The following is a 22724-nucleotide window of genomic DNA, read 5'->3' on the forward strand; positions in this document are numbered from 1 at the left end:
GGGCGTGTGATGAACGTGCAGAACAACGCGACACTTTCCAAAGCAACCAAAGCGACGCCGGACTGGTGGCGGGGCGGCGTGATCTATCAGGTCTATCCGCGCAGCTTTCAGGACAGCAACGGCGACGGAATCGGAGATCTGAAGGGGATTACCCGGCGGCTGGAATACATCGCCTCGCTTGGCGTTGATGCAGTCTGGGTTTCGCCGTTCTTCAAATCTCCGATGAAGGATTTCGGTTATGATGTCAGCGATTACCGCGATGTCGATCCGATGTTCGGCACCATGGCCGATTTCAAAGAGCTGCTGGATCAGGCGCATGGCCTTGGGCTGAGGGTTATGATCGACCTCGTGCTGTCTCATACCTCGGACCAGCATCCGTGGTTCAAGGAAAGCCGCACCAGCCGGGACAATCCGAAATCCGACTGGTATGTCTGGGCAGATCCGAAACCGGATGGCACGCCGCCGAATAACTGGCTGGCGATTTTTGGCGGCTCGGCCTGGCAGTGGGATGCGCGGCGGTTGCAGTATTACCTGCACAACTTTCTGACCTCGCAACCGGATTTGAACTTCCATAACCCGGACGTTCAGGATGCGGTGCTGGATGTGGCCCGCTTCTGGCTGGACATGGGGGTCGACGGGTTCCGTCTGGACACGATCAACTTCTATTTTCACGACGCACAATTGCGCGACAATCCCGGACTTCCGGAGGATCAGCGCAATGCCACCATCGCGCCGATGGTGAACCCGTATAATCACCAGGATCACCTCTATTCCAAAAGCCAGCCCGAAAATATCGCCTTCCTCGAACGTCTGCGCGCGCTGACCGATGAATACGAAGGCCGCGCCTGTCTAGGTGAGGTCGGCGACGCGCAGCGCGGGCTCGAGATCATGGGCGCATACACCAGCGGCGATAAGCGGATGCATATGTGCTATGCCTTTGATTTCCTAGAAAAACGGACGTTGACGGCGACATATACAAAACAGGTCTTTGATCAGCTGGCAGACAGGGCCGGTGATGCGTGGCCCTGCTGGGCGTTCTCGAATCATGACGTGCAGCGTCACACCTCGCGCTGGGGGCTGGATGACGCAGGCATTCGTCAGCACGCCGTTCTGTTGATGTGCCTGCGCGGGTCCGCCTGTCTGTATCAGGGCGAAGAGTTGGGCCTGCCCGAGGCCGATGTCGCGTTCGAGGATTTGCAGGACCCTTATGGCATTGAATTCTGGCCGGAATTCAAAGGCCGGGACGGGTGCCGGACACCCATGGTCTGGGCGGCGCAGGACGAACAATCCGGGTTCAGCACAAGCCGCCCCTGGCTGCCGGTCAGCTCTGCCCAGGCCGAACGCGCCGTCGACCGGATGGAGCGGGACCCGCAGTCGATGCTGCACCATTACCGCCACGCAATCGCGCTGCGTCACGCGCATTCGGCGCTGATGTCGGGTGCGCAAACCGGAATGTCACAGATCGGATCGGCCCTGACCTTCATTCGAGAGGATGAGACCGAGCAGGTGTTCTGTGCCTTCAATCTGGGGCCGGAACCTGCCGAGGTGACCCTGCCCAAAGGTGATTGGCATCTGATTGGGGAAGAGATGGGCAGCGTTCGGGGCGTAGGCACGGTTACGCTGAACGCCGCGCAATTCTGTCTGTTGGCTCGGGAAAAGAGGTAAACCATGTCGGAACTCAAGCTCACGGATGTGGCCAAATCCTATGGTCCGGTCGATGTCCTGAAACATATCGATCTTGATATCGAGCAGGGCGAACTGATCGTCTTTGTCGGCCCGTCGGGCTGCGGCAAATCCACATTGTTGCGGATGATCGCGGGCCTTGAAAAGATCACCGGTGGCACGCTCGAGATCGAAGGGCAGGTGGTGAACGATGTTCCGCCGGCGCAACGGGGCATCGCGATGGTGTTCCAGTCCTATGCGCTTTATCCGCATATGACGGTGCGCGAAAACATGGCCTTCGCGCTCAAGATCGCCAAGATGCCCGGCACCGAGGTTGATGCCGCCGTAGAGCGTGCCGCGCAGATTCTGCAGCTTGAACCATTGCTGGATCGTCTGCCCAAGGCATTGTCCGGCGGGCAGCGCCAGCGGGTCGCTATTGGCCGCGCCATCGTTCGCGATCCCAAGGTGTATCTGTTTGACGAGCCGCTCTCGAACCTCGACGCCGCCCTGCGCGTGGCGACGCGGATCGAGATCGCCCGTCTGAAAGAGGCGATGCCGGACAGCACGATGATCTACGTCACCCATGATCAGGTCGAAGCGATGACACTGGCCAGCCGCATTGTGGTTCTGGCCAACAAGGGAATCGCGCAGGTCGGAACGCCGCTGGAGCTTTACGAGACGCCCGACAATGAATTCGTTGCGCAATTCATCGGCTCACCCGCCATGAACCTGCTGCCGGGCACCATCACCGCGACCGGAGAATCCACGACTGTTGCGCTGGATGACGGCGGTGTCGCGGTTTCTTCCATCCCGACGGAGGTCGCAGATGAAGGCAAAAAGGTCAATATCGGCGTGCGGCCCGAGGATCTGGTGATGACCGAGGGCAGCGCCATCTATTCAGGCGTGGTGGATTTCACCGAGGCCCTGGGCGAAGTCACGTTGCTTTATTTCGCGGCCCCCGAGGATCGGGAGGCCGTGATTGCCAAGCTGCCGGGGGTGCAGCGCAATCTGCGCAGGCAAAGCGTTTCGGTCACGGCCGCCCCCGAGAAGGTGCATCTGTTCCATGATGGACAGTCGATGCGTCGTTAGCCCGAGGTGATCGCCGCGACGGCTGCCTGCACCGCCTCTTCGGTAAGGTCCAGATCCGCCTGCGTCACCGCGAGCGAGGGATAGAGCTTCCCGGGCGCCTTGAACACGCCCTTCTCGCGCAGAACCGCGTTATAGCGCACATTTCGACCGGGATCGTCATGCGCGGCACTGCGATAGTCGCGACAGGCCTGATCCGTGAAATAGATGTCGAACAGCGTTTCGTCACCGCAAATCCGATGCGGGACTCCGGCTTTGGTCAAAGCGTCGGACTGCATCGCCTGCAGCTTGCGCCCTGTGTCGCGCAGCCGGTCATAAGCGCCGTCGCGGGCCAGAATCTCCATCGTTTTCAGACCTGCGGCTGAGGCGACGGGATTGCCGGACAGCGTGCCCAGTTGCATCAGCCAATTGTCGGCACCGACTTTGTCCTTGTCGAAATGCTGCATGATCTCGGCGCTGGCGCCCAATGCAGCCAGAGGAAAGCCGCCGCCGATGATCTTGCCAAGCGTGCAGATATCCGGCGTCACGCCGTAACGTTCCTGCGCACCGCCATAGGCCAGCCGGAACCCGGTGACGATCTCGTCGAAGATCAGCAGGACATTGTGCTTGTCGCAGAGATCGCGCAGCCCTTGCAGATAGCCGGGCGCGGGTGGGACGATCCGCTGCAGCGGCTCTGCGATGATCGCGGCCACGTCGTCATGCTCGGCCAGCAGTGCCGCCACCGCTTCGAGGTCATTGAACGGCGCGATCAGCATTTGATCGGCAACGCCCTGCGGGATACCAGCGCTGTCGGGCACGGCTTGGGGGAAATTGACGCGTTTGGCGGGCGCAAGGCTCATCTGTGCTTCGGCGCTCATGCCGTGATAGCCGCCTTCGAATTTCAGGATTTTGTCCTTGCCGGTATAGGCGCGCGCCAGCCGGATCGCGTACATATCCGCCTCGCCACCCGAGGCGACAAAGCGCACCTGTTCGCAGCAGGGCACCGCGTTCACGATGGATTCGGCCAGTTCCACGCCCTTGCTGTTATTGGCGAAAAAAGTCATGCCCTTGGGCAGCTGTTCCAGCACCGCCTCCATAACCTCGGGGTGACCATGGCCCAGCAGCATGGGGCCGGAGCCGATCAGATAGTCGACATATTCCTTGCCGTCCTCGTCCCAGACCCGACTGCCTTCACCGCGCGCGATCAGGATGCCGGGGTCAAAGTTGCCGAACCCCCCGGCGGGCAGAACCGCTTGCGCGCGGGCGATCCATTCAGATTGAGTGTGCGTCTTCAACATGTGTCAGGCCATTTCCAAAATCGGAGTTCCAAGGAGGTCCAGGTCAGGCGTCACGCCCAGCCCCGGACCATCGGGTGGCGCGATCCGACCGTCCGCACGTATCGGTGCATCCGGGCAGAGGCGCGGTGAGACGTAAGAGGACAGATCGCAAGTGTTCATCAGCGAACCATGCGGCGTGGAGGCGGCAAAATGCAATGATGCCGCGGTCACAATATCGGAACCCCAGGTGCATTCGGCGCAAATCTCGGCCCCCAGATGAACTGTCAGATCACGGGCGCGGCGCATCGCCGACAGGCCGCCGAACTTGGACAGTTTCAGGGCCACGGCATCCATACAGCCCAGTTCCGACGCACGCATCAGCGAGGCCAGATCATGTGCGTTTTCGTCGATTTTCATTGGCAAACCGGTGGCCTGACGGACGGCGGCGCAATCCTCCAGCGTCTTGCAGGGCTGTTCCAGCATGACATCCAGATGCGCGACGGCACGTCCGGTGCGGGTGGCCTGCAGGCGGGATGCACCACAGTTCCAGTCGCCATAGACCAGCGGGCCCGGGCCTACCGCTTCGCGCACTTTGATCAGCCGTTCCGCGTCGGCCTGCCAGTCACCTTCGACCCCCAGCTTGACTTGAAACTGCCGGATGCCGGTCTGATATGCGGCTTGGGCGATCCGCACCATCTCATCCGGCGCGACACAGGTGATCGAGTGATAAAGCGGCATGTCCTTGCGCGTCCGCCCGCCCAGAAGGGCATGAACCGGCTGACCCGTCGCCTTGCCGAACAGGTCCCACAAGGCGATATCGACAATCGACTTGGCATGGGCGTGCCCCTGAAGGAACCCATCCAGCTTGCGCATCGGGGCATCCACCCCAAATGGAGACATCCCGAGGATTTCGGTGCCCATCTCGGCCACTGCGCTTGGCACGCCTTTGGCAAAGGCGGGCAGGTAGTGCGGGATCGGGCAGACCTCGCCCCAGCCCTTCAGGCCGGTATCCGTTTCAAGGCACAGCACATGGGTTTCAACCGTCGCGCAGGTCTTGCCGTCGGCCATGTAATAGGTCTCGTGGCTGGTCAGGTCGATGGACCAGAGGGATATCTTGATGATCTTCATGCAACCTGCCCTTTGAGTTTGAACGTGGTGCGGGGAGAGGGGCCAGCCTCTTTCTTGGCCTGCGGCCAATTCACTCCCCGGAATATTTTTGGCCAGATGAAGGGGCGGATCATCGCGGGGCCTCATAGGTTGCGATTGGTGGGCCGAGGGTGTCCTCGTCGGGGTGGACGCCGAGGCCGGGTGTTTCCGGCAGATGCAGGTGGCCGTTTGTGTTGCGGGGGCCGCGCCCGCCAGCGATGTCCACGGTGATCATGTCCTGACAGGCCCAGACCGCAAGGCAATTGGCATCCGGTATGGTCGCGGCCAGATGCAGGGCCTCGGCATCGGCCAGCACCGTGCCACCTGTGGCCATGACGAACATGTCGATCCCATGCTCCAATGCGACGTCCCGCATTCGGGCGGCTTTGGTCAGTCCACCGACGCGGTTGAGTTTGATGCCGAAGATCTCGGCGATGCCTTCGCGGGCAATGCGGGTGGCGTCCTGCAGGGTGACGAGGCTTTCGTCTACCGAGACGGGCGAGGCGTGTTTGCCGGAAATCGCCGCGATATCGTCCAGCGTTTCGCAAGGTTGTTCGATCATCACGTTGAGGTCTTCGACCGCGCTCATCACCCGCAGCGCCTGCTGCCGAGTCCAGCCGCGATTGACGTCATAAAGAATGATGTCATCGGGGGTGCGCAGGCTTTCGACGTCTCGGATACGTGCAATGTCGCGGGTCACGTCGCCGCCGATCTTGACGGAATGGGCGATGTAGCCGCGTTGGCGATAACGATCGATCTCGGCGCGGGTGTCTTCGACCGTTTTTGCCCCCACGGATGAGGCGATACGGCGCGGGGTACGGGAACCGCCACCCATCAGGTCGGCAATCGGCAGGTCCGCCGCCTGACCGGCAATGTCCCAGCAGGCCATGTCAATCGGGCTTTTGGCATAGAGATGTCCGGGCAGCGCCAGATCCATTGCCCGTTCCACATCCAGCACCCGGCGCGGGTTGAGGCCCAGTACAAACGGCGCCATCGTCTCGATCCCGGCGCGAATTCCGGGGCCGTGGGCCGGGACATAGGTGTGCCCCCAGGGCGTGCCTTCGCCCCAGCCGGTTATCCCGGCATCGGTTTCGAGTTTCACCAGCGTTGCATCCAGCGTTTCGAATTTCAGCCGCCCCGCAGACAGCCAATATGGACGCGCCAGCGGCAGGTCGATCTGATACACGGTGATGGATGTGATCATCATAAGCTGTACTCTGCCACCGGTTCGCCGAGGCTTTCAAAGTCAGGAACGACACCCATGCCGGGAGTATCTGGCGCAAACAATTTACCGTTCCGCGTGACGGCTCCGCCAATTCCTGTCGAACGTGTGTTGTAATTCATCAAGTCCGTGGTGTTTTGCAGGTACTCGGGCGGCGTCGACGCTGCGAAATGAGCCACGGCGGCGGTTGCAATCTCACCGCCCCATGTATCCTCGCTGACCACCGGGATGCGGTTTTCGATCAGATAATCGCGCACCCGCCGCGCCTTGCTGATCCCGCCAAGATTAGAGATTTTCAGGCAGCAGATTTCGGCCCCGCGATCCGCAACGATCCGTTGGGCCATGTGCATACCGGTCAGGCACTCATCCAGTTTCATCGGCTGTTCCGCGACGCGGCGCACCTGCTGACATTCCTCATAGGTCCGGCAGGGTTGTTCGAGGATGAAATCCAGGTCCCTGGTCGCGCGGGCCACCCGGATCGCATTGTCTACCCGCCAGCCCTGATTGGCGTCGGCCATCGCCTTTTCTCCGGCGTTCAGCAATGGCACGGTGGCCCGTATCCGGTCGATATCCGTGGCCCAATCGCCACCGACCTTGATTTGGAACTGGCGAAACCCCTGATCCCGATAGGCGTTCATTTCGGCGATGGTCTGGTCCGTCGCTTTCTGCGGCGCGACCCGGTACATCGGCGCGCCATCGGTCAATTTACCCCCCAACAGCATCCACACAGGCTGATCGCAGGCTTGCCCCAAGATGTCCCAGCAGGCCGCATCAAACGGAGCCTTGGCATAGCCGTGGCCCTGCGCAAGATGATCCATCAATTGTTCGATCCGTGCGACCTGCCGCGGGTCTTCGCCCAGCAACCTGGGTGCGACCAGCCTGGCCATTGCGGGAACGCCCTCGGAATGGGCGACCATATAATTCTCGCCGCAGGGCGTGAATTCGCCACAACCTTGCAGACCCGCATCGGTGTCGATGACCACAACCGAGGCGATGGCCGTTTCGATCGCATTGCCCGCCCCCCAGGCATAAGCGCCGCCCACATAGGGCAACCCGGTCTGGTAGATGCGGACGCGGTTGATCTTCATGGCGAATCCATCTGCGGCAGGGCGTTCAGACCTGCGCCGCGCCATAGTACAAAGGTCAGGATGGGTTGATCGATCGTTGTCATCGCATGGCTTTGCCAGCTTTGGTGCAGCCGGGTCTGACCGGGGCCGACATAAGCCTCGTTACCTTCGATCCGGAATTGCGCGCCGCCGGCGAGGGTCACATAGAGTTCCTCGGCCTGATGGCTATGCCAGTCATAGTTCAGACCCTTGCCCCAGTAGGCGACATACCCGCGCAATTGGGTCGAGTGGAAATGTCCGGTAGGCCCGAACAATTCGTAATACCCATAACGCGCGAGGAAATCCGCGCCGACCTCTTCCTCGGTATAGGTCAGTTTCCAGTTCGCCAGTTCAGCAGTGGCCGTGATGGTTTTGACCAGGCGATGCGTGGCTTCGGATCCGGGAAGATCGAAATCGCGCACCAGCCGGGCCGCCGGGACTGGCGAAGGTGACGTGTCCGTTGATACCAGATCGGTGGGCCAGTCGGCGAACCCGGCCAGATCAGGATGTGCCTGATGCAGTCGGCGGGCGGCGTCCAGTACATCGTCCAGTGTCATGGGATCACCACGATATTGCCGGTGTGTTTCTTGGCGATGAAAGCAGACTGCGCCGCGTGCAACTCGCTTAGGGGATAGGTCGCGGCGAGGGCGGGTTTTACTTCGCCTGCCTCAATATAGCGCACGAGGTTTTGCATCACTTCCGGGGGGATCACGGTCGAACCGGTAAAGGTCAGGTCGCGCAAATAGAAAGTGCGCAGGTCAAACTCGACAATCGGACCCGCAATAGCGCCCGCGCAGGTATAGCGCCCGCCACGTTCCAGAATGTCGATGAGTGTGGACCAATATGGCCCGCCCACCACATCGGCAATGACGGTGATTTTTTCGTCGCCCAACGCGGCGCGCAGGTCGTCCGGGGCGCGGGGCAGGATGCGGTCGGGACCGAGAATTGCCACCTCGGCGTGCTTGGCCTCGGAGGCCATGGCGATCACTCGCGCACCGCGTCGTTTGGCCAGTTGTACCAGAGCGCCGCCGACGCCCCCCGATGCGCCGGGTACCAGAACGGTGTCATTTCCCGAGACATTTGCGCGGGTCAGCATCCCTTCGGCGGTGGAGTAAGAGCAGGAGAATGTTGCCAGCTCTGCATCCGACAGAGGGGATTGGATCGCGATGGCGTTTCGCGCGGGGATTGTCGTCAATTGCGCAAATCCGCCATCCCGTTCCGAGCCGAAATAGCCAGTCTTGTCCTTGTTCAAAGGCTCCGCCGGATCGCGCAGCCAGCAATCGGTGATCACCCTTTCGCCGATCCGACGCGGGTCCACGCCTTCGCCCACAGCGACGATCTCGCCGCACACATCGGCGCCCTGAATGCGTGGGAAAACCAAAGGCGCACCACCCCAGGTCGGGTCCTCGGCGCCGACCTCATCGAAAGCGCCGCCAGTCGTGGCATCGCTTACGGTCTTTGAATACCAGCCCGAGCGTGTGTTCACGTCCGTGTTGTTCAACCCGCAGGCTCCGACCCGGATCAGCACTTCGCCGGAGGTGGGCGACGGGCAGGGCCAGTCCTCGTGCCAGACCATCTGGTCCAGATCGCCATGCCCCATGGTTACCATCGCCTGCATTGTTGTGGGCGGGGTCATTGGGCGGGCTCCAGCGCGGCATCTGTGCGGGGCAGCAGGCTTTGTGGATCGTAAGCAGGTTCGGACAGGACGCGTGCGGCGCGGGGCGCGCCATGGATGATGACCTGCAGTTCGGTGCCCGCAACAGCGGCTTCGGGTTTGATATAGGCAAAGGCCAGAATCTTACCCACCGTATGCCCATAGGCCACGGATGCGGTCGAGCCGACAACGCGCCCGTCCAGCAACACGGCCTCTCCACCATGCCCGTCGATCTCGCCATCCGGTTCGATCTCAAGATAGGCGCAGATCCACGGCACATCAGTGTTCAGGGTCTTGTTCTTACCTAAGTAGTCCTTGTCGGCGCGGGCAAAGCGCAGCACATCAGCTTCGGCCAGCGTAACCTCGTTGGTCTGTTCTCCGGCCCCTTTGAAAGCTTTCTCCATCCGCATGACATTCATCGCGAAGCTGCCGTAGTCGGCGATGCCGTGTGGCTCACCGGCGGCCCAGAGGGCGTTGTAGACGTCCAGACAGGCGGCGTTGGGCATGTGCAGTTCCCAGCCAAGCTCACCGGCATAGGACATCCGGAAAGCCCAGACCTCATGGCCTGCGATTCCGATCTGCTGCGCCGACAGCCAGCGGAAACCGGCATTGCTGAGGTCAGCATCTGTACAAGCGCTCAGTACATCGCGCGACCTTGGTCCGTTCAGGGACAGCGCCGACCAATCAGCCGAAAGCGCGGTGATCGTGACATTTTCACCGTCGCGCTGTTGCGCCAGATGATCCAGCAGGCGTTGTTCGAAAAACGCTGCACAAACAAGATAGTAACGGTCCTGCGCCATGCGGACGATGGTTGTTTCCAGTTCAATCCGGCCCCGGCGGTTGAGCATATGTGTCAGAGTGATCGAACCATCTTTCTGCGGCATCCGGTTCGCGGTCAGCCGATCCAGCAGGGCATAGGCGCCCGGGCCCGAAACCTCGACCTTGGTGAAGGCGGTGACATCCATGATGCCGACCCGGTCGCGCACGGCTTCGACCTCAGCCGCGACCATGTCGTCCGCAGCAGTCCGGCGGAAGGAATAGTGATCCTGCTGCGCCACCCCATTACGTGCGAACCAGCGCGGGCGTTCAAAGCCATAGACCTCTTCATGCACCGCGCCCTTTGATTTCAGCACCTCGTACAGAGGCGACGGTTTGATTGGGCGACCGGCCAGCCGGTTGAAATGCGGGAAGGGGATTTCGTGGCGCAGGCAATAATCTTCCTCGGCCTTGATGACCTGCCAGTCCTTCGTGGCATAGCCGCCAAACCGGCGCGGGTCATAGTCACGCATCGAGATATCGGCGGCCCCGTGCACCATCCAGCGGGCCAGCTCGCGCGTCAGGCCCGGCCCCCAGCCGATCCCGATCTGCGTGCCACAGCAACACCAGTAGTTCCGCACGCCGGGCGCAGGCCCGATCAGCGGGTTGCCATCGGGTGGATGGCTGATCGCGCCATGTACCTCGCGCTGAATGCCCAGCTCTGCAAAGATCGGCATCCGGTTCAGGCTCTCCTCAAGCCACGGCATCACCCGATCATAATCCGCATCGAACAGCCAGTTCTCATAATCCCACGGGCAATGATCGTGCCAGACCGAGTTGGGGTTCTCTTTCTCGTAAATCCCGATCAGACCGCGCTTTTGCTCCATCCGGATGTAGCCTGACACCTTCTTGTCGTCGCGGATCACCGGCAGTTCTTTGTCCAGTGATTCAAACTCGGGCACCGGTTCAGTCACGAAGTAGTGGTGGGTCATCGAGGTCATCGGCAGTTGCAGCCCCGACCATTCGCCCATCTGCCTGGCATAGGTGCCGCCCGCGTTGACCACGTGTTCGCAAGTGATCGTGCCCTTGGGTGTCTCGACCACCCATTCGCCGTTCTCGGCCTGCGTGATGTTCGTCGCCTGACAATGGCGGATGATCCGAACACCCTTCTGACGTGCGCCTGCAGCCATCGCCATGGTCACATTCGTCGGGTCCACATGACCGTCATCGGGCGTATGCAGTGCGCCCAGCACGCCGTCCAGATTGTAGAACGGGTGCAGTGCGGCCACCCGATCCGGACCGACCAGTTCGATGTTGAAGCCCAGCGAGCGACCGACCGACAGGGTATGGCGCAGCCAATCCATCTCATCCTCGGTATAGGCCAGCCGGAACGAGCCACAGCCATGCCACGTCACGGCCTGCCCGGTCTCGGCCTCGAGCGCACCGGAATAGAGCCCGACATTGTAATCGACGCATTTGCCTAAGCCGAAGCTAGAGGTCGAATGGGTGATCTGTCCCGCCGCGTGCCAGGTGCTGCCGCTGGTCAGTTCCGCCTTTTCCAGCAGTACGGTGTCTGCACCCCAGCCTTCGTGCCCCAGGTGGTAGGCAAGGCCCACCCCCATCACGCCGCCACCCACGATAACCACGCGCGCATGGGTCGGGAAATCAGATGCCATCAGACCGTTCCTCTGAGTCGATTTTGTCTCGACAGCGTAAGCAAACAAAAATACCATCGTCAATCATGAATGGGACAAATGTATCAAGCACGATTCTCGAACGGTTGGCGGATGAACTGTCCGAGCTGACGCCCGAGGCGCGTAAAGCCGCCACCTATGTGCTGGAAAACCCGCGCGACGTGGGGGTTTCGACCGTGCGCGAAATCGCCGAGGCAGCGAATGTGAAACCCAACACCATCGTCCGCATGGCGCGGCAGGTGGGCTTTGAAGGGTATGAGGACTTCCGTGTGCCCTTCCGCGAGGCGATCCGGCGCGGGCAGGCCGATTTCCCCGACCGTGCCCGCTGGCTGCAGGATATTCGCAAATCCGGCAACATGGGCGGGCTTTACGCAGACATGGTGCAGGACGCCTTGCGCAATCTGGAAGAAACCTTCGCCAATATCTCCTCCGAGCAGTTGAAGGCCGCGGCCGAGGATATCTGGAATTCGCGCAATGTGTTCGTTTTGGGCGTTGGGGTGAACAACTCGAACGCGCGAAACTTTGTCTATCTGGCATCGACCGGGATGGTGCAGTTCCATGCCATCCCGCGCGCTGGGTCAAACCCGATCGACGATCTGGCCTGGGCGGACAAACGCGATGTGCTGATCGCCATGACCTGCAAACCTTACCGCAATGAGGTGGTCGAGGCGGTACAGGTCGCGCGCGAGCAGGGGCTGACAGTGGTGGGTCTGTCCGACAGCCCGGCCAGCCCGATCCTGCGCACCGCCGACCATGGCTTTGTCATCTCGGCGGATACGCCGCAATTCTTCCCGTCCTCGGTCAGTACGGTTGCCTTGCTGGAAACGCTGCTGTCCTTCGTGATCGCCGTTGCCAGCGACGAGATCGTCGAACGGGTCGAGACTTTTCACAAACGCCGCCATCAACTTGGCCTTTACCACGCGGAGGACACGTGACAGCCCCCATCCAATCCCTTGCAGCCCGGTACTATACCGACCCCGCCATATTTCGGTTGGAAACCGAGGGGTTGCTGGCGCGTACATGGCAGTTTGGCTGCCACGCCTCTGAACTGGCCGAGCCGGGCGCATATGTCGCGTTTGAAGTCGCCGGGCAGGACCTGTTCGCCATCCGGGGTCGTGATGACAAGATCCGCGTGTTCTACAATGTCTGCCAGCACCGCGCGCACCAACTGGTCGAGGGTACGGGCACCACGCGCGTCGTCGTCTGCCCCTACCACGCCTGGACCTATGAACTGACCGGAGAGTTGCGGGCCGGGCCAAACCTCAAGGCGGTTGAGGGGTTCGACAAGTCCTCGGTCTGCCTGAACGAAGTGCGCAGCGAAGAGTTTCTGGGATTTGTCTTCGTCAACCTCGACCCGGACGCGGCACCTATGGACGAATGGTTCCCGAATGCCCGCGCCGAGCTTGAAGAATGGGTGCCAAACTGGGGTGACCTGAAACCGCTGGAATGGGTCGAGATACCGGAACTGTGCAACTGGAAGGTCTCGGTCGAGAACTACTCGGAATGCTACCACTGTTCGCTCAACCATCCGACCTTTGCGAACGGTGTGGTCAGGCCGGAAACCTACGACATCCAGCCGCAGGGCATGTGCCTGCGTCATACGACGGAATGCCAGAGCCTTGAGAACATGACTTACGACATTCAGTCGGGCTTTAGGCACTTCGATGAGTATTCCAGTTGGTTCCTGTGGCCGATGTTCTCGTTTCAGGTTTATCCGGGGAATGTGCTGAACACCTATCACTGGCGCGCCGTGGATGCCGATCATGTGGTGGTCTGGCGGGGCTGGTATTCGGTGGGCGGCGTGGATGATCCTAAGATACGGCAACTGGCCGCGCAGGATCGGGCCACCACGGTGGAAGAAGATATCCGGCTGGTCGAATCCGTGCAGCGCGGTCTGCATTCGCGCGGATATCGTCCGGGCCCTCTGGTGATTGACCCTAAGGGCGGGGTGAATTCAGAGCATCCCGTCATGCATCTTCAGAAATGGATGCGCGAAGCGGTTGACGGGCAGCCTCAGTAAAAGGAGCAAGTGATGAGCACATTTGACGAAGACCTGTTTCTGAAAGGTCTGGAACAGCGCAAGGCGACGCTGGGCGCGGAATATGTCGAAAAGAACCTGGCCGCGGCCGACGATTTCACCCGCCCGTTTCAGGAGGCGATGACCGCCTGGTGCTGGGGGTTCGGCTGGGGTGACGATGTGATCGACGCCAAGACGCGGTCGATGATGAACCTGTCGATGATCGGCGCGCTGGGCAAAATGCATGAATGGGAAATCCATTGCCGGGGCGCGATCAACAACGGCGTCACGACCGAGGAAATCCGCGCCATCATCCATGTTATCGGCATCTATTGCGGCGTGCCGCAGGCGCTGGAATGCTTCCGCGTGGCCCGTAAGGTGATCGAGGGCTAAGCGCCTTAGTGAAAATCCCGGCTCGGGAACAGCCGCTTGGCCTGTTCACGGGGATGACGGGCGCTCGGGCCGTTCTGCCGGGGGCGTGGGGTGTCATCCGCTTGCGGTTGGGTGATGCCGATAGCCTCGTCCAGAGGATGCCCAAGCTCGGACAGTTTGTGCGACATATCGGTGATCTCCTGCGCGATCAGATGCACGACGATCCCCTCGCGCTGCAGATACCCGCGGACCTGCAGCAACCGCCCACCCATCACGATACGGCGAAAGCGTTCATAGACCTTGGGCCAGACAACTACGTTGCTGACCCCGGTTTCATCCTCAAGCGTCAGAAAGATCACACCCGAGGCGGTTCCCGGCCGTTGCCGCGTGATCACCAGCCCGCAGACGCTGTAACGGCCCAGCGGGATATCCGGCAGCGTGGCATGCGGCACAAGGCCGGGCAGGGACGGGCGTAACAGCTCCATCGGGTGCGCGCGCAGGGTCAGGCGGGTCGAGACGTAATCCTCGACCACTTCCTCGCCCAGATGCATGGCCGGCAGGTTCACCTGCGGCTCGTTGATGCTTTCGCCATCGATCGGATCATTGAACAGCGGCAGGGCGGTCCGGCTGCGGATGGCTTTGACATGCCACAGGGCGTCGCGCCGGGTCAGGTCCATGCCGGAAAACGCATCCGCCTCGGCCAGACGGGTCAGAACATCGGGGCGTAGCCCGGCCCGCAGCCACAGCGTTTCGGGGTCCGGGTACCCGTTGCCCCGCGCGGCCACGATCCAATCCGCGTCTTCCTGCTTGAACCCCTTGATCTGGCGAAAACCCAGCCGCAGGGCCAACGCCCCATCGGCGCGGCGTTCCAGTAGATTGTCCCAGGTCGAGGCGTTGACGCAGACCGGGCGAATCTCGACCCCATGCTCGCGCGCGTCCCGCACGATCTGGGCAGGCGCATAAAACCCCATGGGCTGCGAATTCAGCAGCGCGCAGGAGAAGATCGCCGGGTGGTGGCATTTCATCCAGGCCGAGACATAGGCCAGCATCGCAAAAGCCGCGGCGTGGCTTTCGGGAAAGCCGTAATCGGCAAAGCCTTCGATCTGGCCAAAGCAGCGGTCGGCGACCTCGGGCGAATAGCCGTTGTCCAGCATCCCTGCGATGAACTTGTCGCGATAGGTGCCAATCGTCCCCATCCGCCGGAACGAAGCCAGCGAGCGGCGCAGGTGGTCAGCCTCTTCCGCCGAAAACCCAGCGCCTACCACGGCGATTTGCAGGGCCTGTTCCTGAAACAGCGGCACACCCAGCGTGCGCCGGGTCACCTCTTCCAAGGCAGGGCCGAAAGGTTCGGACTTTTCCAGCCCGTTGCGCCGCCGGATATAGGGCTGCACCATGTCGCCCTGAATGGGGCCGGGGCGGACGATGGCGACCTCGATCACCAGATCGTAGAATTCCTTCGGCCTCATCCGGGGCAGGAAATTCATCTGCGCCCGGCTTTCGACCTGAAACACGCCCACCGCATCGGCGGCGCACAGCATGTCATAGGTCGCCGTATCCTCTTGCGGGACGGTGGCGATGCTGAGGGTTTCGCCGTTGTGCTGCTGCATCAGGTCAAACGCCTTGCGGATACAGCTGAGCATCCCCAGCCCTAGAATATCCACCTTCAGAATTCCAAGCGCGTCGATGTCGTCCTTGTCCCACTCGATCACGGTGCGGTCTTCCATCGCGGCGTTTTCGATCGGGCAGAGCTCATCCAGTCGCCCTTTGGTGATGACGAACCCGCCCACATGCTGCGACAGGTGGCGGGGGAAGCCGATGATCTCGCCGATCAGGCGGACGGTCTGCATCAGCCGCCGGTCTTTGAGGTCGAGGCCCAGTTCCTGCAGCCGCTCGCCATCAACGCCGCCATTGCTCATCCCCCAGATCTGACCGGACAGACCTGCGGTGACGTCCTGAGACAGCCCCATCACCTTGCCCACCTCGCGGATCGCCGCGCGGGATCGGAAATGGATGACAGTGGCACACAGGCCCGCGCGGTGGCGGCCGTATTTCTCGTAAATCCACTGGATTACCTCTTCGCGCCGCTCATGCTCGAAGTCTACGTCGATATCCGGCGGTTCGCCCCGGTGTTTCGAGACGAAACGTTCAAACACCATGGCGATCATGTCGGGGCTGACATCGGTGATGCCCAGCAGGTAACACAGGATCGAATTGGCGGCTGATCCGCGCCCCTGACACAGAATGCCCTGTGAACGCGCGAATTGCACAATGTCATGCACGGTCAGGAAATAGGCCGGGAAATCCAGATCCGCGACCAAGGCCAGCTCTTTCTGCATCAATTGCAGCGCACGTTCGGGCGGGCCACCGGGATAGCGCCGTTTCAACCCCTCGCGTGCCAGACGTTCCAGCCGCGCCTGCGGGGTCTCGGCGCTGGCGATCTCGTCGGGGTATTCGTAGGACAGCTCACTCAGGTCAAAGCTGCAGCGGTCGGCGATTTCCAACGTGCGGCGCAGCGCGCCGGGGTGGTCCTGAAACAGCCGGGCCATGTCCGCATAACCTTTCAGCCGCCGTTCGGCATTGGGCAGGGCGCTTGTGCCGATCTGGTCAATGGTGACGTGCTCGCGCATGCAGGTCAGCACATCGGCCAGTTGGCGGCGGCTGCCACGGTGCATCAGCACATCCCCCACCGCCACCATGGGGGCCGAGGTCTGCTGTGACGCCCGCGCGCAGGCCGCCAGATAGGCCCGGTCACTGCCGTCATAGCGCGGTGCGGCACCCAGAAAGACCGCATTGGGGAACTGCCGCCGGACGGTCTGAATGTCGGGGATGGCCTGCTTCAACCCCGCCTGCGGCAGCGCGACCAGGATCATCCCCTGACAGGCCGCCCGCATATCCTGCAGATCCAGATGGCACTCCCCTTTCTCGGCCCGCCGCTTGCCCAGCGTCAGCAGGCGGGTCAGCCGCTGATAGGCGGCGCGGTCACGGGGCAGGGCCAACCAGTGCACCGCGCTGTCGCGCAGAACCAGCCGGCAACCGACGATCAACTTGGGCAGAGCGGGCACATCCGGTTTGTCGAGCGGCTGCACATGCCCGACCTCTTGTCGGGATGAAGAATCGAGGCGGTGCTGCGAGCGGATCTGAACCGCCCCTTCGGTCTCGCGTCGCAGCTCTTTCAGCGCGCTCCAGCCCCGAACCACCCCGGCCAGAGAGTTCCGGTCGGTGATCGCGATGGCCTTCAGGCCCAGCTCTGCTGCGCGAGTGACCATCTCTTCGGGGTGGGACGCCCCGGTCAGGAAGGTGAAATTGGTAGTCACGCCCAACTCGGCATAGCCGGGGTCCTGCGCGTGCGAGCTGGGCGGGTTCGGTTTGCTCATGCGAATTCCCCATGCACGAACCATCCCGGATTCTGCGGCGTGTAATACAGCCACAACCGCCGCCCCTGCCGGGTTTCGACCTGCCAGTAATCGCGCAAGCCCGTGCGCCAGTTCTCATCCTCCAGCCACCATTCGGGGCAGATGCGTTCAGGGCCGGTTGAGCGGCCCGTGGTCAGCGACATCCGCCGCCAGCGAAAGCGGCGCGGCGGATGCGGGCCCGATCCGGCAATGGGTTCCGGAGGAAACAGTTGCAGAGGGCGGGGGCGCAGGGTGTTCCACCCGCCTGCGGGGTCGGAATAGGCGGCGGGCGAGATGATGAAGCTGCGCTCGGGGATATGGCTTTGCGCAGGCAGCAGGCGGTGGATTTGTTCCAGCCCGATCCGGGTGCCGATGCGGGTGATCAGGTCGTCCAACTGATCCTTGTCCCGGCTTACGGTGCGGCTGATCTGGCGCACCGGCAGGGGTTCCACCTGCGTGGCCTGCAGCCGGAACTGATCGATCCCGAAACCCGCATCCACCTCGGCCAGTCCGCGTTCGAACAGGGGCAGGATGCGATGCGGATCGCGCAGGGGGCGGGCAAGGCGCAGCTCGACCTGCTGGTGATCCTGATCCACCCGGCGCAGGGTCATGCACAGCTTGCGCGCACCCATCTCTTGCGCTTTCAGCTTGTCGCAGAGCCGTTCCAGCAGCCGTTCGGCCCCGGCCATCATGTCGGACAGCAGGCCAATGGGTTCAGGCAGGGTCATGCGCACGCCGTAATGGGGCGGATCGGCCAACGGGGTGATCTGTTCGGGTTGATCCCCCAGCGCCTGATCCAGCCGCATCAGCGCCTCGGGGCCAAACCGGCGCGTCAATGGCGCGCGCGGGGTTTGCGCCAGCTCGCCAATCCGGCGCAGGCCCAGCCGTTGCAGCGCGACCGAGGTGTCCTCATCCAGCCGCAGCGCCGCCACCGGCAGGGCGCGGATGGCTTTCAGCGTATCCTCATCCGCGACCCCTTCACCATAATGCGCCAGGGCCCAGGCCGCGCCGCGTGTCGGGGCAAGGCCGATCTGCACCGCCAGCCCGGCCCGGGCCAGACGCCTGCGCATATCGGTCAGCATCATCTCTTCCCCGCCCGCAAGATGCGCCGATCCGGTGATGTCCAGAACCAGCCCATCCTCACCCTCGAGCCCGACCCAGGGGCAATAGCGGGTCGCCCAGCGGCGCAAAGCGTGCAGAAACCGCTGATCCCCCTGCGGGTCGGCGGGATGGCTTTGCAGATCGGGGCAAAAGGCGCGGGCATCGGAGTAGGGCATGCCGCAATGCAGGCCCTGCCGCTGGGCCTGCGTGTTCAGGCAATACACCCGGTTTGCATTGTTCTGTTTCAGCGTCAGAACAAACGGCCCCTCGACCGGACGCAGACGCAGAGCCCGGTCGCTTGCCAGCCGGGGAAACCACAGTGAAACGATACGCCGTCGGGTGCCATCGAGCATGCTGGAAACCAAATGTTCTGTATTTGTTCTTTTTAGGTTTCCTTGGATGCAGAGTCGAGTCTTTCGTGGCCAAAAAGCCCGTCAGCTATAGTGCTTGTTGCGCGACATTTTCCCGATGCCGGGGTTCATGCTGTTGGTCGGGTCAACCGATTTGTAGAACGCTGCCAGATCCGGCTTGGCCGCATAAAGGTGTCCTACATTGTGTTCGGCCGGGTACTCGGCCCCGCGCTGATCCAGAATCTCCAGCATCCCCGCCTTCAGCGCCTTGGGGTCGGCCCCTTTCTTCACGATGTAATCCTGATGCAGAACGTGGCACATGAAATGCCCGTAATAGAGCTTGCTGAGCAGTTGATCCGCCAGCTCGGGGGGCAATTCCTCGAACCAGTTCACATCATTGCGACGCAGGGCGATGTCCAGCGCGATGATGTCTTCGACCTCATGCGCGTGCACTTTCATGTAACGGATTGCGGCCCCGGCAGCAGCAAAGCGGTGCAGACCGGCGATCTTGGCCTCGCGCGGGTCACATTCGAAGAAATCCAGACGCTCCTCATCCACCATGTCGCTCAGCAGCGCGCGCGCCTCGTCGATGCCACCATCGTGCATTTTCAGGATCAGGTGATGGGGGAAGCGGTCGCGATAGGCGCGCATCCGGCGGGGCAGGATATCGGGCCAGAACCGCATCGTGAACTGCATGAAACGGTCGGTGAAATTCGACAGACCCGGAATAGCCTCGAACCGCGCATCCACCGCACCTTTCAACGCAAAGAAGGTGGGCAGCCGGTCGGTGCCCAGCTTGTCGATCATCACCATGGTGTCCTTGCCGTAGCGATCCGAGATGTCGAAGACCTCTTCATGCATATATTCGGCGCTGACCGGCAGGGTGTTGAACCCCGACAAGATGCGGCGGCGTAGCTCGGTCAGGGCGCTGGTGTCCTTGGCGCCGACATAGAATGTACGCTCGCTGCCGTTCTTGGGATAGGTGTCCAGCCGAACGGCAAAGACGGCGAGTTTTCCGGCGCACCCGGCGGCCTCGTACAAGCGGGATTTGTCGGCGTTGAACCGGGCCGGGGTGTCGGCATCCACATCGCGCACCCGGCGGGCATAATCGGTGTCGGAGGACTTGCGATTGTCGGTCTCGACATCTGTTGTGCAGAAATCACCGTTCTGCAGACGGGTCAGGATTTCTTCGGGCGAGTCACCCAGGTTCATTCCCAGATGATTGACCAGTTCCAGTTGGCCATCCCGCGTGATGCGGGCGTGCAGAGAAAGTTCAGTATAGGAGGGGCCACGCTCGACGAGCGAACCGCCCGAATTGTTGCACACCCCGCCTACGACCGAGGCCCCGATGCACGATGATCCAATCACCGAATGCGGCTGACGCCCGATCGGATCCAGCAGCTTTTCCAGCGCAAACAAGGTGCTGCCCGGAAAGCTGATCACCTGTTTGCCATCATTGATCAGATGCAGATCATCCATCCGCCGCGTATTGATCAGCACCACATCGCGATCATAGCGGCCCTTGGGCGTAGACCCTTCGGTCAGGCCGGTATTGGCGGCCTGCATGATGACGATCTTGTCGGCGGCAACACAGGCCTGCAGCACCTTCCATTGTTCCAGCAGCGTGGAGGGTTGAACCACCGCCAGCGCATCGCCTTCACCCGATCTGAACCCCCGGCGAAACCGCCGGGTGCTGCGGGCCGAGGTCAGCACGCGCCGCCGCCCGCAAATGGCCTGAAGGCGCTTGATCAGATCGGCATCGGTCATCTTGCTGCCCTCCGTTAATACGCGACTGAGGGTAGCCAAGTGGCTAGTTGCGGCCAGAGGAACACAAAGAACAGACCGGTCAGTTGCAGGATCACAAACGGGATGATGCCTTTGTAGATATCGGTCAGCTTGATCTCGGGCGGACAGACTCCTTTCAGGTAGAATAGAGCAAACCCAACCGGAGGTGTCAGGAACGAGGTTTGCAGCGTCACCGCCACAAGGATCACGAACCACACGAGCGCGGGTTCATCGATAACCCCGAAGCCGTCGATATCCAGGCCCAGCCCGTTCACGATGGGGCGCATCAGCGGCAGGACGATCAGCGTGATCTCGATCCAGTCCAGGACGAAGCCCAGCAGGAAGACAATGAACAGGATCATGAAGACCGTACCATTGGGGCCAAGCCCGGTGCCGTGGATCATATCCTCGATCAGAGCGTCACCGCCCAGTTCCCGCAGGACATAGGAGAACACCGTCGCACCCAGGAAGATCGCAAAGATATAGGCGGTGGTGTTGAACGTGGCTTTCAGTACGTTCACCAGCTTGGCCAGCGTCAGCTTGCGATATCCCAGCGCCAGCAGTGTCGCGCCCAAAGCGCCTACGCCCGAGGCTTCGGTTGGCGTGGTCAGGCCCGCAAAGATCGACCCCAGTACGGCAAGGATCAGCGCCAGTGTCGGCAGTACGGCGATCAGCACGTCCTTGACTGCTGCCCAGTCGGGACGGGTTGCGCCCTCGGGCACGGGGGCCACGTCGCGTTTGATCAGCGCGATGACGAAGATATAGGTCAGATACAATGCTCCGATGATCACACCGGGGAACACTGCGGCCATGAACAGATCGCCGACCGACAAGGCCATCTGGTCCGCCATGATCACGAGCATGATTGACGGCGGGATCAGGATGCCCAGCGTCCCCGATGCGCTGACCACACCGGCGGCCAATGAGGGGCTGTATTTCTGCTCCATCATCGAAGGCAGGGACAGCACGCCCAGCAGAACCACAGACGCCCCGATAATGCCGGTTGAGGCGGCCAGAATGATGCCGATCATCGTTACCGTGATTGCCAACCCGCCGCGCACTGTTCCAAACAGGCGCTGCATTGAAGACATCAGCCGCTCGGCCACGCCAGATTCGTCCAGCATCAGGCCCATGAAGATGAACATCGGCAGCGCCACCAGAACCGCGTTGGACATCGTGGCATAGACGCGGTTCACCACCGCGCCCAGCGTCAGATAGTCCAGCCCGGTCAGCGTTTCCTCAAGCCCGGTCCAGTTCATCATGCCGTTGTCGAACAGATAGGCCAGACCGCAATAGGCAACACCAACACCAGCCAGCGTCCAAGCCACCGGGAAGCCGGTGAACAGCAGCGCGATGAAGGTCAGGAACATGGCGATGACCAGCTTTTCCTCGGTCGTCTCGACAAGGAAAGTCAGCGCCGTCGCCACCACGGCAAAGCCCAGCAAGGCCCAGAGGATCAGGCGCAGGCCTTTGCCCTGACGCTCTTCCTCCAGATTCATGAACAGCGCGTGTACGTCATGGATCAGCCGCGCCCCCGCTGCCAGAGCCAGCAGAATGAAACTGGCCGGGATCACGCCTTTCAAGGCCCAACGTGCGGGCAAGCCAGTGGGGCTGTCCGAGGATTCGTTGACCCGCCAGCTTTCGTAGAAATAGTCGTATCCCTGATCGATCATGAGATAGATGAACGGCACCAGCAGGGTGAAAATCCCGATGATCTCGATAATCCGCCGTGCGCGCTGGCTGAGTTGCATATGCAGCAGATCCACCCGCACATGGCTGTCAGTGACCAAGGCATACGAGATACCGATCATCGTCACCAACCCATAGAAATGCCACTGAATCTCGTCCAGCTTGGGATAGTTCTGGTTCAGCAAATAGCGCAGCGCCACTTGCGAGACGATGGCCGTAACCAGCAGCAGGTTGGCCCACATGACCACATGGCCCACCGCCTTGACGCCATTGTCGATGGCAACGGCCAGTTTCTGGCGGTCGGGCTCGCCATGCTCAAGGATGCTTTCATAGACTTCAATCGGGTCGTCCTGATGACGCTGTGTCTCGGCCATGGTCTCCTCCTCAAGAGTTTGGCGGTGGGGACGGGAATGCGCCCGGGTCGTTTGGGAAATGA

At 61.7% G+C, this 22724-nt stretch carries 16 protein-coding genes; 5 read left to right on the forward strand and 11 right to left on the reverse strand.

Annotated features, from left to right (window positions below):
• The first annotated feature begins 9 nt into the window (after positions 1 to 9).
• The gene (locus ACR3E4_RS11350; protein ID WP_480535506.1) at positions 10 to 1665 is read left to right on the forward strand and encodes an alpha-glucosidase; all 1656 of its coding nucleotides are present in this window, start codon (positions 10 to 12) and stop codon (positions 1663 to 1665) included.
• Between the two features lie 3 nt (positions 1666 to 1668).
• Positions 1669 to 2751: an ABC transporter ATP-binding protein gene (locus ACR3E4_RS11355; protein ID WP_480535504.1), complete on the forward strand. Its 1083-nt coding sequence runs from the start codon at positions 1669 to 1671 to the stop codon at positions 2749 to 2751.
• Here ACR3E4_RS11355 and ACR3E4_RS11360 read toward each other — a convergent pair.
• The 7 genes from ACR3E4_RS11360 to ACR3E4_RS11390 all read right to left on the reverse strand — a co-directional run bounded on the left by ACR3E4_RS11360 (position 2748) and on the right by ACR3E4_RS11390 (position 11564).
• On the reverse strand, positions 2748 to 4025 hold the full coding sequence (locus ACR3E4_RS11360; protein WP_480535502.1) for an aspartate aminotransferase family protein: 1278 nt from the start codon (positions 4023 to 4025) through the stop codon (positions 2748 to 2750). The genes ACR3E4_RS11355 and ACR3E4_RS11360 overlap by 4 nt on opposite strands.
• A gap of 3 nt (positions 4026 to 4028) precedes the next feature.
• Positions 4029 to 5132, reverse strand: a complete 1104-nt coding sequence (locus tag ACR3E4_RS11365; protein ID WP_480535500.1) for a mandelate racemase/muconate lactonizing enzyme family protein — start codon at positions 5130 to 5132, stop codon at positions 4029 to 4031.
• 109 nt (positions 5133 to 5241) lie between these two features.
• Complete coding sequence (locus tag ACR3E4_RS11370; protein WP_480535498.1) at positions 5242 to 6357, reverse strand: mandelate racemase/muconate lactonizing enzyme family protein; 1116 nt, start codon at positions 6355 to 6357, stop codon at positions 5242 to 5244.
• On the reverse strand, positions 6354 to 7460 hold the full coding sequence (locus ACR3E4_RS11375) for a mandelate racemase/muconate lactonizing enzyme family protein (protein WP_480535497.1): 1107 nt from the start codon (positions 7458 to 7460) through the stop codon (positions 6354 to 6356). Before ACR3E4_RS11375 ends, ACR3E4_RS11370 begins: the two co-directional genes overlap by 4 nt.
• On the reverse strand, positions 7457 to 8035 hold the full coding sequence (locus ACR3E4_RS11380) for a dimethylsulfonioproprionate lyase family protein (protein WP_480535495.1): 579 nt from the start codon (positions 8033 to 8035) through the stop codon (positions 7457 to 7459). Before ACR3E4_RS11380 ends, ACR3E4_RS11375 begins: the two co-directional genes overlap by 4 nt.
• Complete coding sequence (locus ACR3E4_RS11385; RefSeq protein WP_480535494.1) at positions 8032 to 9114, reverse strand: alcohol dehydrogenase family protein; 1083 nt, start codon at positions 9112 to 9114, stop codon at positions 8032 to 8034. Before ACR3E4_RS11385 ends, ACR3E4_RS11380 begins: the two co-directional genes overlap by 4 nt.
• Positions 9111 to 11564 carry an FAD-dependent oxidoreductase gene (locus ACR3E4_RS11390; RefSeq protein ID WP_480535493.1) on the reverse strand — a complete coding sequence of 818 codons (2454 nt, stop codon included), beginning with the start codon at positions 11562 to 11564 and terminating at the stop codon, positions 9111 to 9113. The genes ACR3E4_RS11385 and ACR3E4_RS11390 overlap by 4 nt, the downstream gene beginning before the upstream one ends.
• A 65-nt stretch (positions 11565 to 11629) precedes the next feature.
• Between ACR3E4_RS11390 and ACR3E4_RS11395 the strand changes: the two genes are divergently transcribed.
• The 3 genes from ACR3E4_RS11395 to ACR3E4_RS11405 are packed head-to-tail and all read left to right on the forward strand — an operon-like array spanning position 11630 to position 13992.
• The gene (locus ACR3E4_RS11395; RefSeq protein WP_480535492.1) at positions 11630 to 12517 is read left to right on the forward strand and encodes a MurR/RpiR family transcriptional regulator; all 888 of its coding nucleotides are present in this window, start codon (positions 11630 to 11632) and stop codon (positions 12515 to 12517) included.
• Entirely contained in the window at positions 12514 to 13602 is a 1089-nt protein-coding gene (locus ACR3E4_RS11400; protein WP_480535490.1) for an aromatic ring-hydroxylating oxygenase subunit alpha, read from the forward strand. The genes ACR3E4_RS11395 and ACR3E4_RS11400 overlap by 4 nt, the downstream gene beginning before the upstream one ends.
• 12 nt (positions 13603 to 13614) lie before the next feature.
• Positions 13615 to 13992 (forward strand): carboxymuconolactone decarboxylase family protein, encoded by a 378-nt coding sequence (locus ACR3E4_RS11405; protein ID WP_480470619.1) that lies wholly within the window; start codon positions 13615 to 13617, stop codon positions 13990 to 13992.
• 5 nt (positions 13993 to 13997) lie between these two features.
• On the opposite strand, the gene ACR3E4_RS11410 is transcribed toward ACR3E4_RS11405, so the two are convergent.
• From ACR3E4_RS11410 to ACR3E4_RS11425, 4 genes are all read right to left on the reverse strand, one after another.
• Positions 13998 to 17345, reverse strand: a complete 3348-nt coding sequence (locus ACR3E4_RS11410) for an error-prone DNA polymerase (protein WP_480535488.1) — start codon at positions 17343 to 17345, stop codon at positions 13998 to 14000.
• The gene (locus tag ACR3E4_RS11415; protein ID WP_480535486.1) at positions 17342 to 18817 is read right to left on the reverse strand and encodes a Y-family DNA polymerase; all 1476 of its coding nucleotides are present in this window, start codon (positions 18815 to 18817) and stop codon (positions 17342 to 17344) included. The genes ACR3E4_RS11410 and ACR3E4_RS11415 overlap by 4 nt, the downstream gene beginning before the upstream one ends.
• Positions 18818 to 18898: 81 nt before the next feature.
• Complete coding sequence (gene dld, locus ACR3E4_RS11420; protein WP_480535485.1) at positions 18899 to 20581, reverse strand: D-lactate dehydrogenase; 1683 nt, start codon at positions 20579 to 20581, stop codon at positions 18899 to 18901.
• Positions 20582 to 20595: 14 nt separating this feature from the next.
• Positions 20596 to 22662 carry a TRAP transporter large permease subunit gene (locus tag ACR3E4_RS11425; protein ID WP_480535484.1) on the reverse strand — a complete coding sequence of 689 codons (2067 nt, stop codon included), beginning with the start codon at positions 22660 to 22662 and terminating at the stop codon, positions 20596 to 20598.
• Between the last annotated feature and the right edge of the window lie 62 nt (positions 22663 to 22724).

This window comes from Ruegeria sp. AP11 (assembly GCF_056535865.1).

Coding starts and splice junctions, on each gene's coding strand:
- ACR3E4_RS11375 (WP_480535497.1), bottom strand. CDS start 7,460: ATGAAGATCAACCGCGTCCGCATCTACCAGACCGGGTTGCCCTATGTG.
- ACR3E4_RS11410 (WP_480535488.1), bottom strand. CDS start 17,345: ATGAGCAAACCGAACCCGCCCAGCTCGCACGCGCAGGACCCCGGCTAT.
- ACR3E4_RS11365 (WP_480535500.1), bottom strand. CDS start 5,132: ATGAAGATCATCAAGATATCCCTCTGGTCCATCGACCTGACCAGCCAC.
- ACR3E4_RS11380 (WP_480535495.1), bottom strand. CDS start 8,035: ATGACACTGGACGATGTACTGGACGCCGCCCGCCGACTGCATCAGGCA.
- ACR3E4_RS11385 (WP_480535494.1), bottom strand. CDS start 9,114: ATGACCCCGCCCACAACAATGCAGGCGATGGTAACCATGGGGCATGGC.
- ACR3E4_RS11405 (WP_480470619.1), top strand. CDS start 13,615: ATGAGCACATTTGACGAAGACCTGTTTCTGAAAGGTCTGGAACAGCGC.
- ACR3E4_RS11350 (WP_480535506.1), top strand. CDS start 10: ATGAACGTGCAGAACAACGCGACACTTTCCAAAGCAACCAAAGCGACG.
- ACR3E4_RS11395 (WP_480535492.1), top strand. CDS start 11,630: ATGAATGGGACAAATGTATCAAGCACGATTCTCGAACGGTTGGCGGAT.
- ACR3E4_RS11355 (WP_480535504.1), top strand. CDS start 1,669: ATGTCGGAACTCAAGCTCACGGATGTGGCCAAATCCTATGGTCCGGTC.
- ACR3E4_RS11415 (WP_480535486.1), bottom strand. CDS start 18,817: ATGCTCGATGGCACCCGACGGCGTATCGTTTCACTGTGGTTTCCCCGG.
- dld (WP_480535485.1), bottom strand. CDS start 20,581: ATGACCGATGCCGATCTGATCAAGCGCCTTCAGGCCATTTGCGGGCGG.
- ACR3E4_RS11370 (WP_480535498.1), bottom strand. CDS start 6,357: ATGATGATCACATCCATCACCGTGTATCAGATCGACCTGCCGCTGGCG.
- ACR3E4_RS11360 (WP_480535502.1), bottom strand. CDS start 4,025: ATGTTGAAGACGCACACTCAATCTGAATGGATCGCCCGCGCGCAAGCG.
- ACR3E4_RS11425 (WP_480535484.1), bottom strand. CDS start 22,662: ATGGCCGAGACACAGCGTCATCAGGACGACCCGATTGAAGTCTATGAA.
- ACR3E4_RS11390 (WP_480535493.1), bottom strand. CDS start 11,564: ATGGCATCTGATTTCCCGACCCATGCGCGCGTGGTTATCGTGGGTGGC.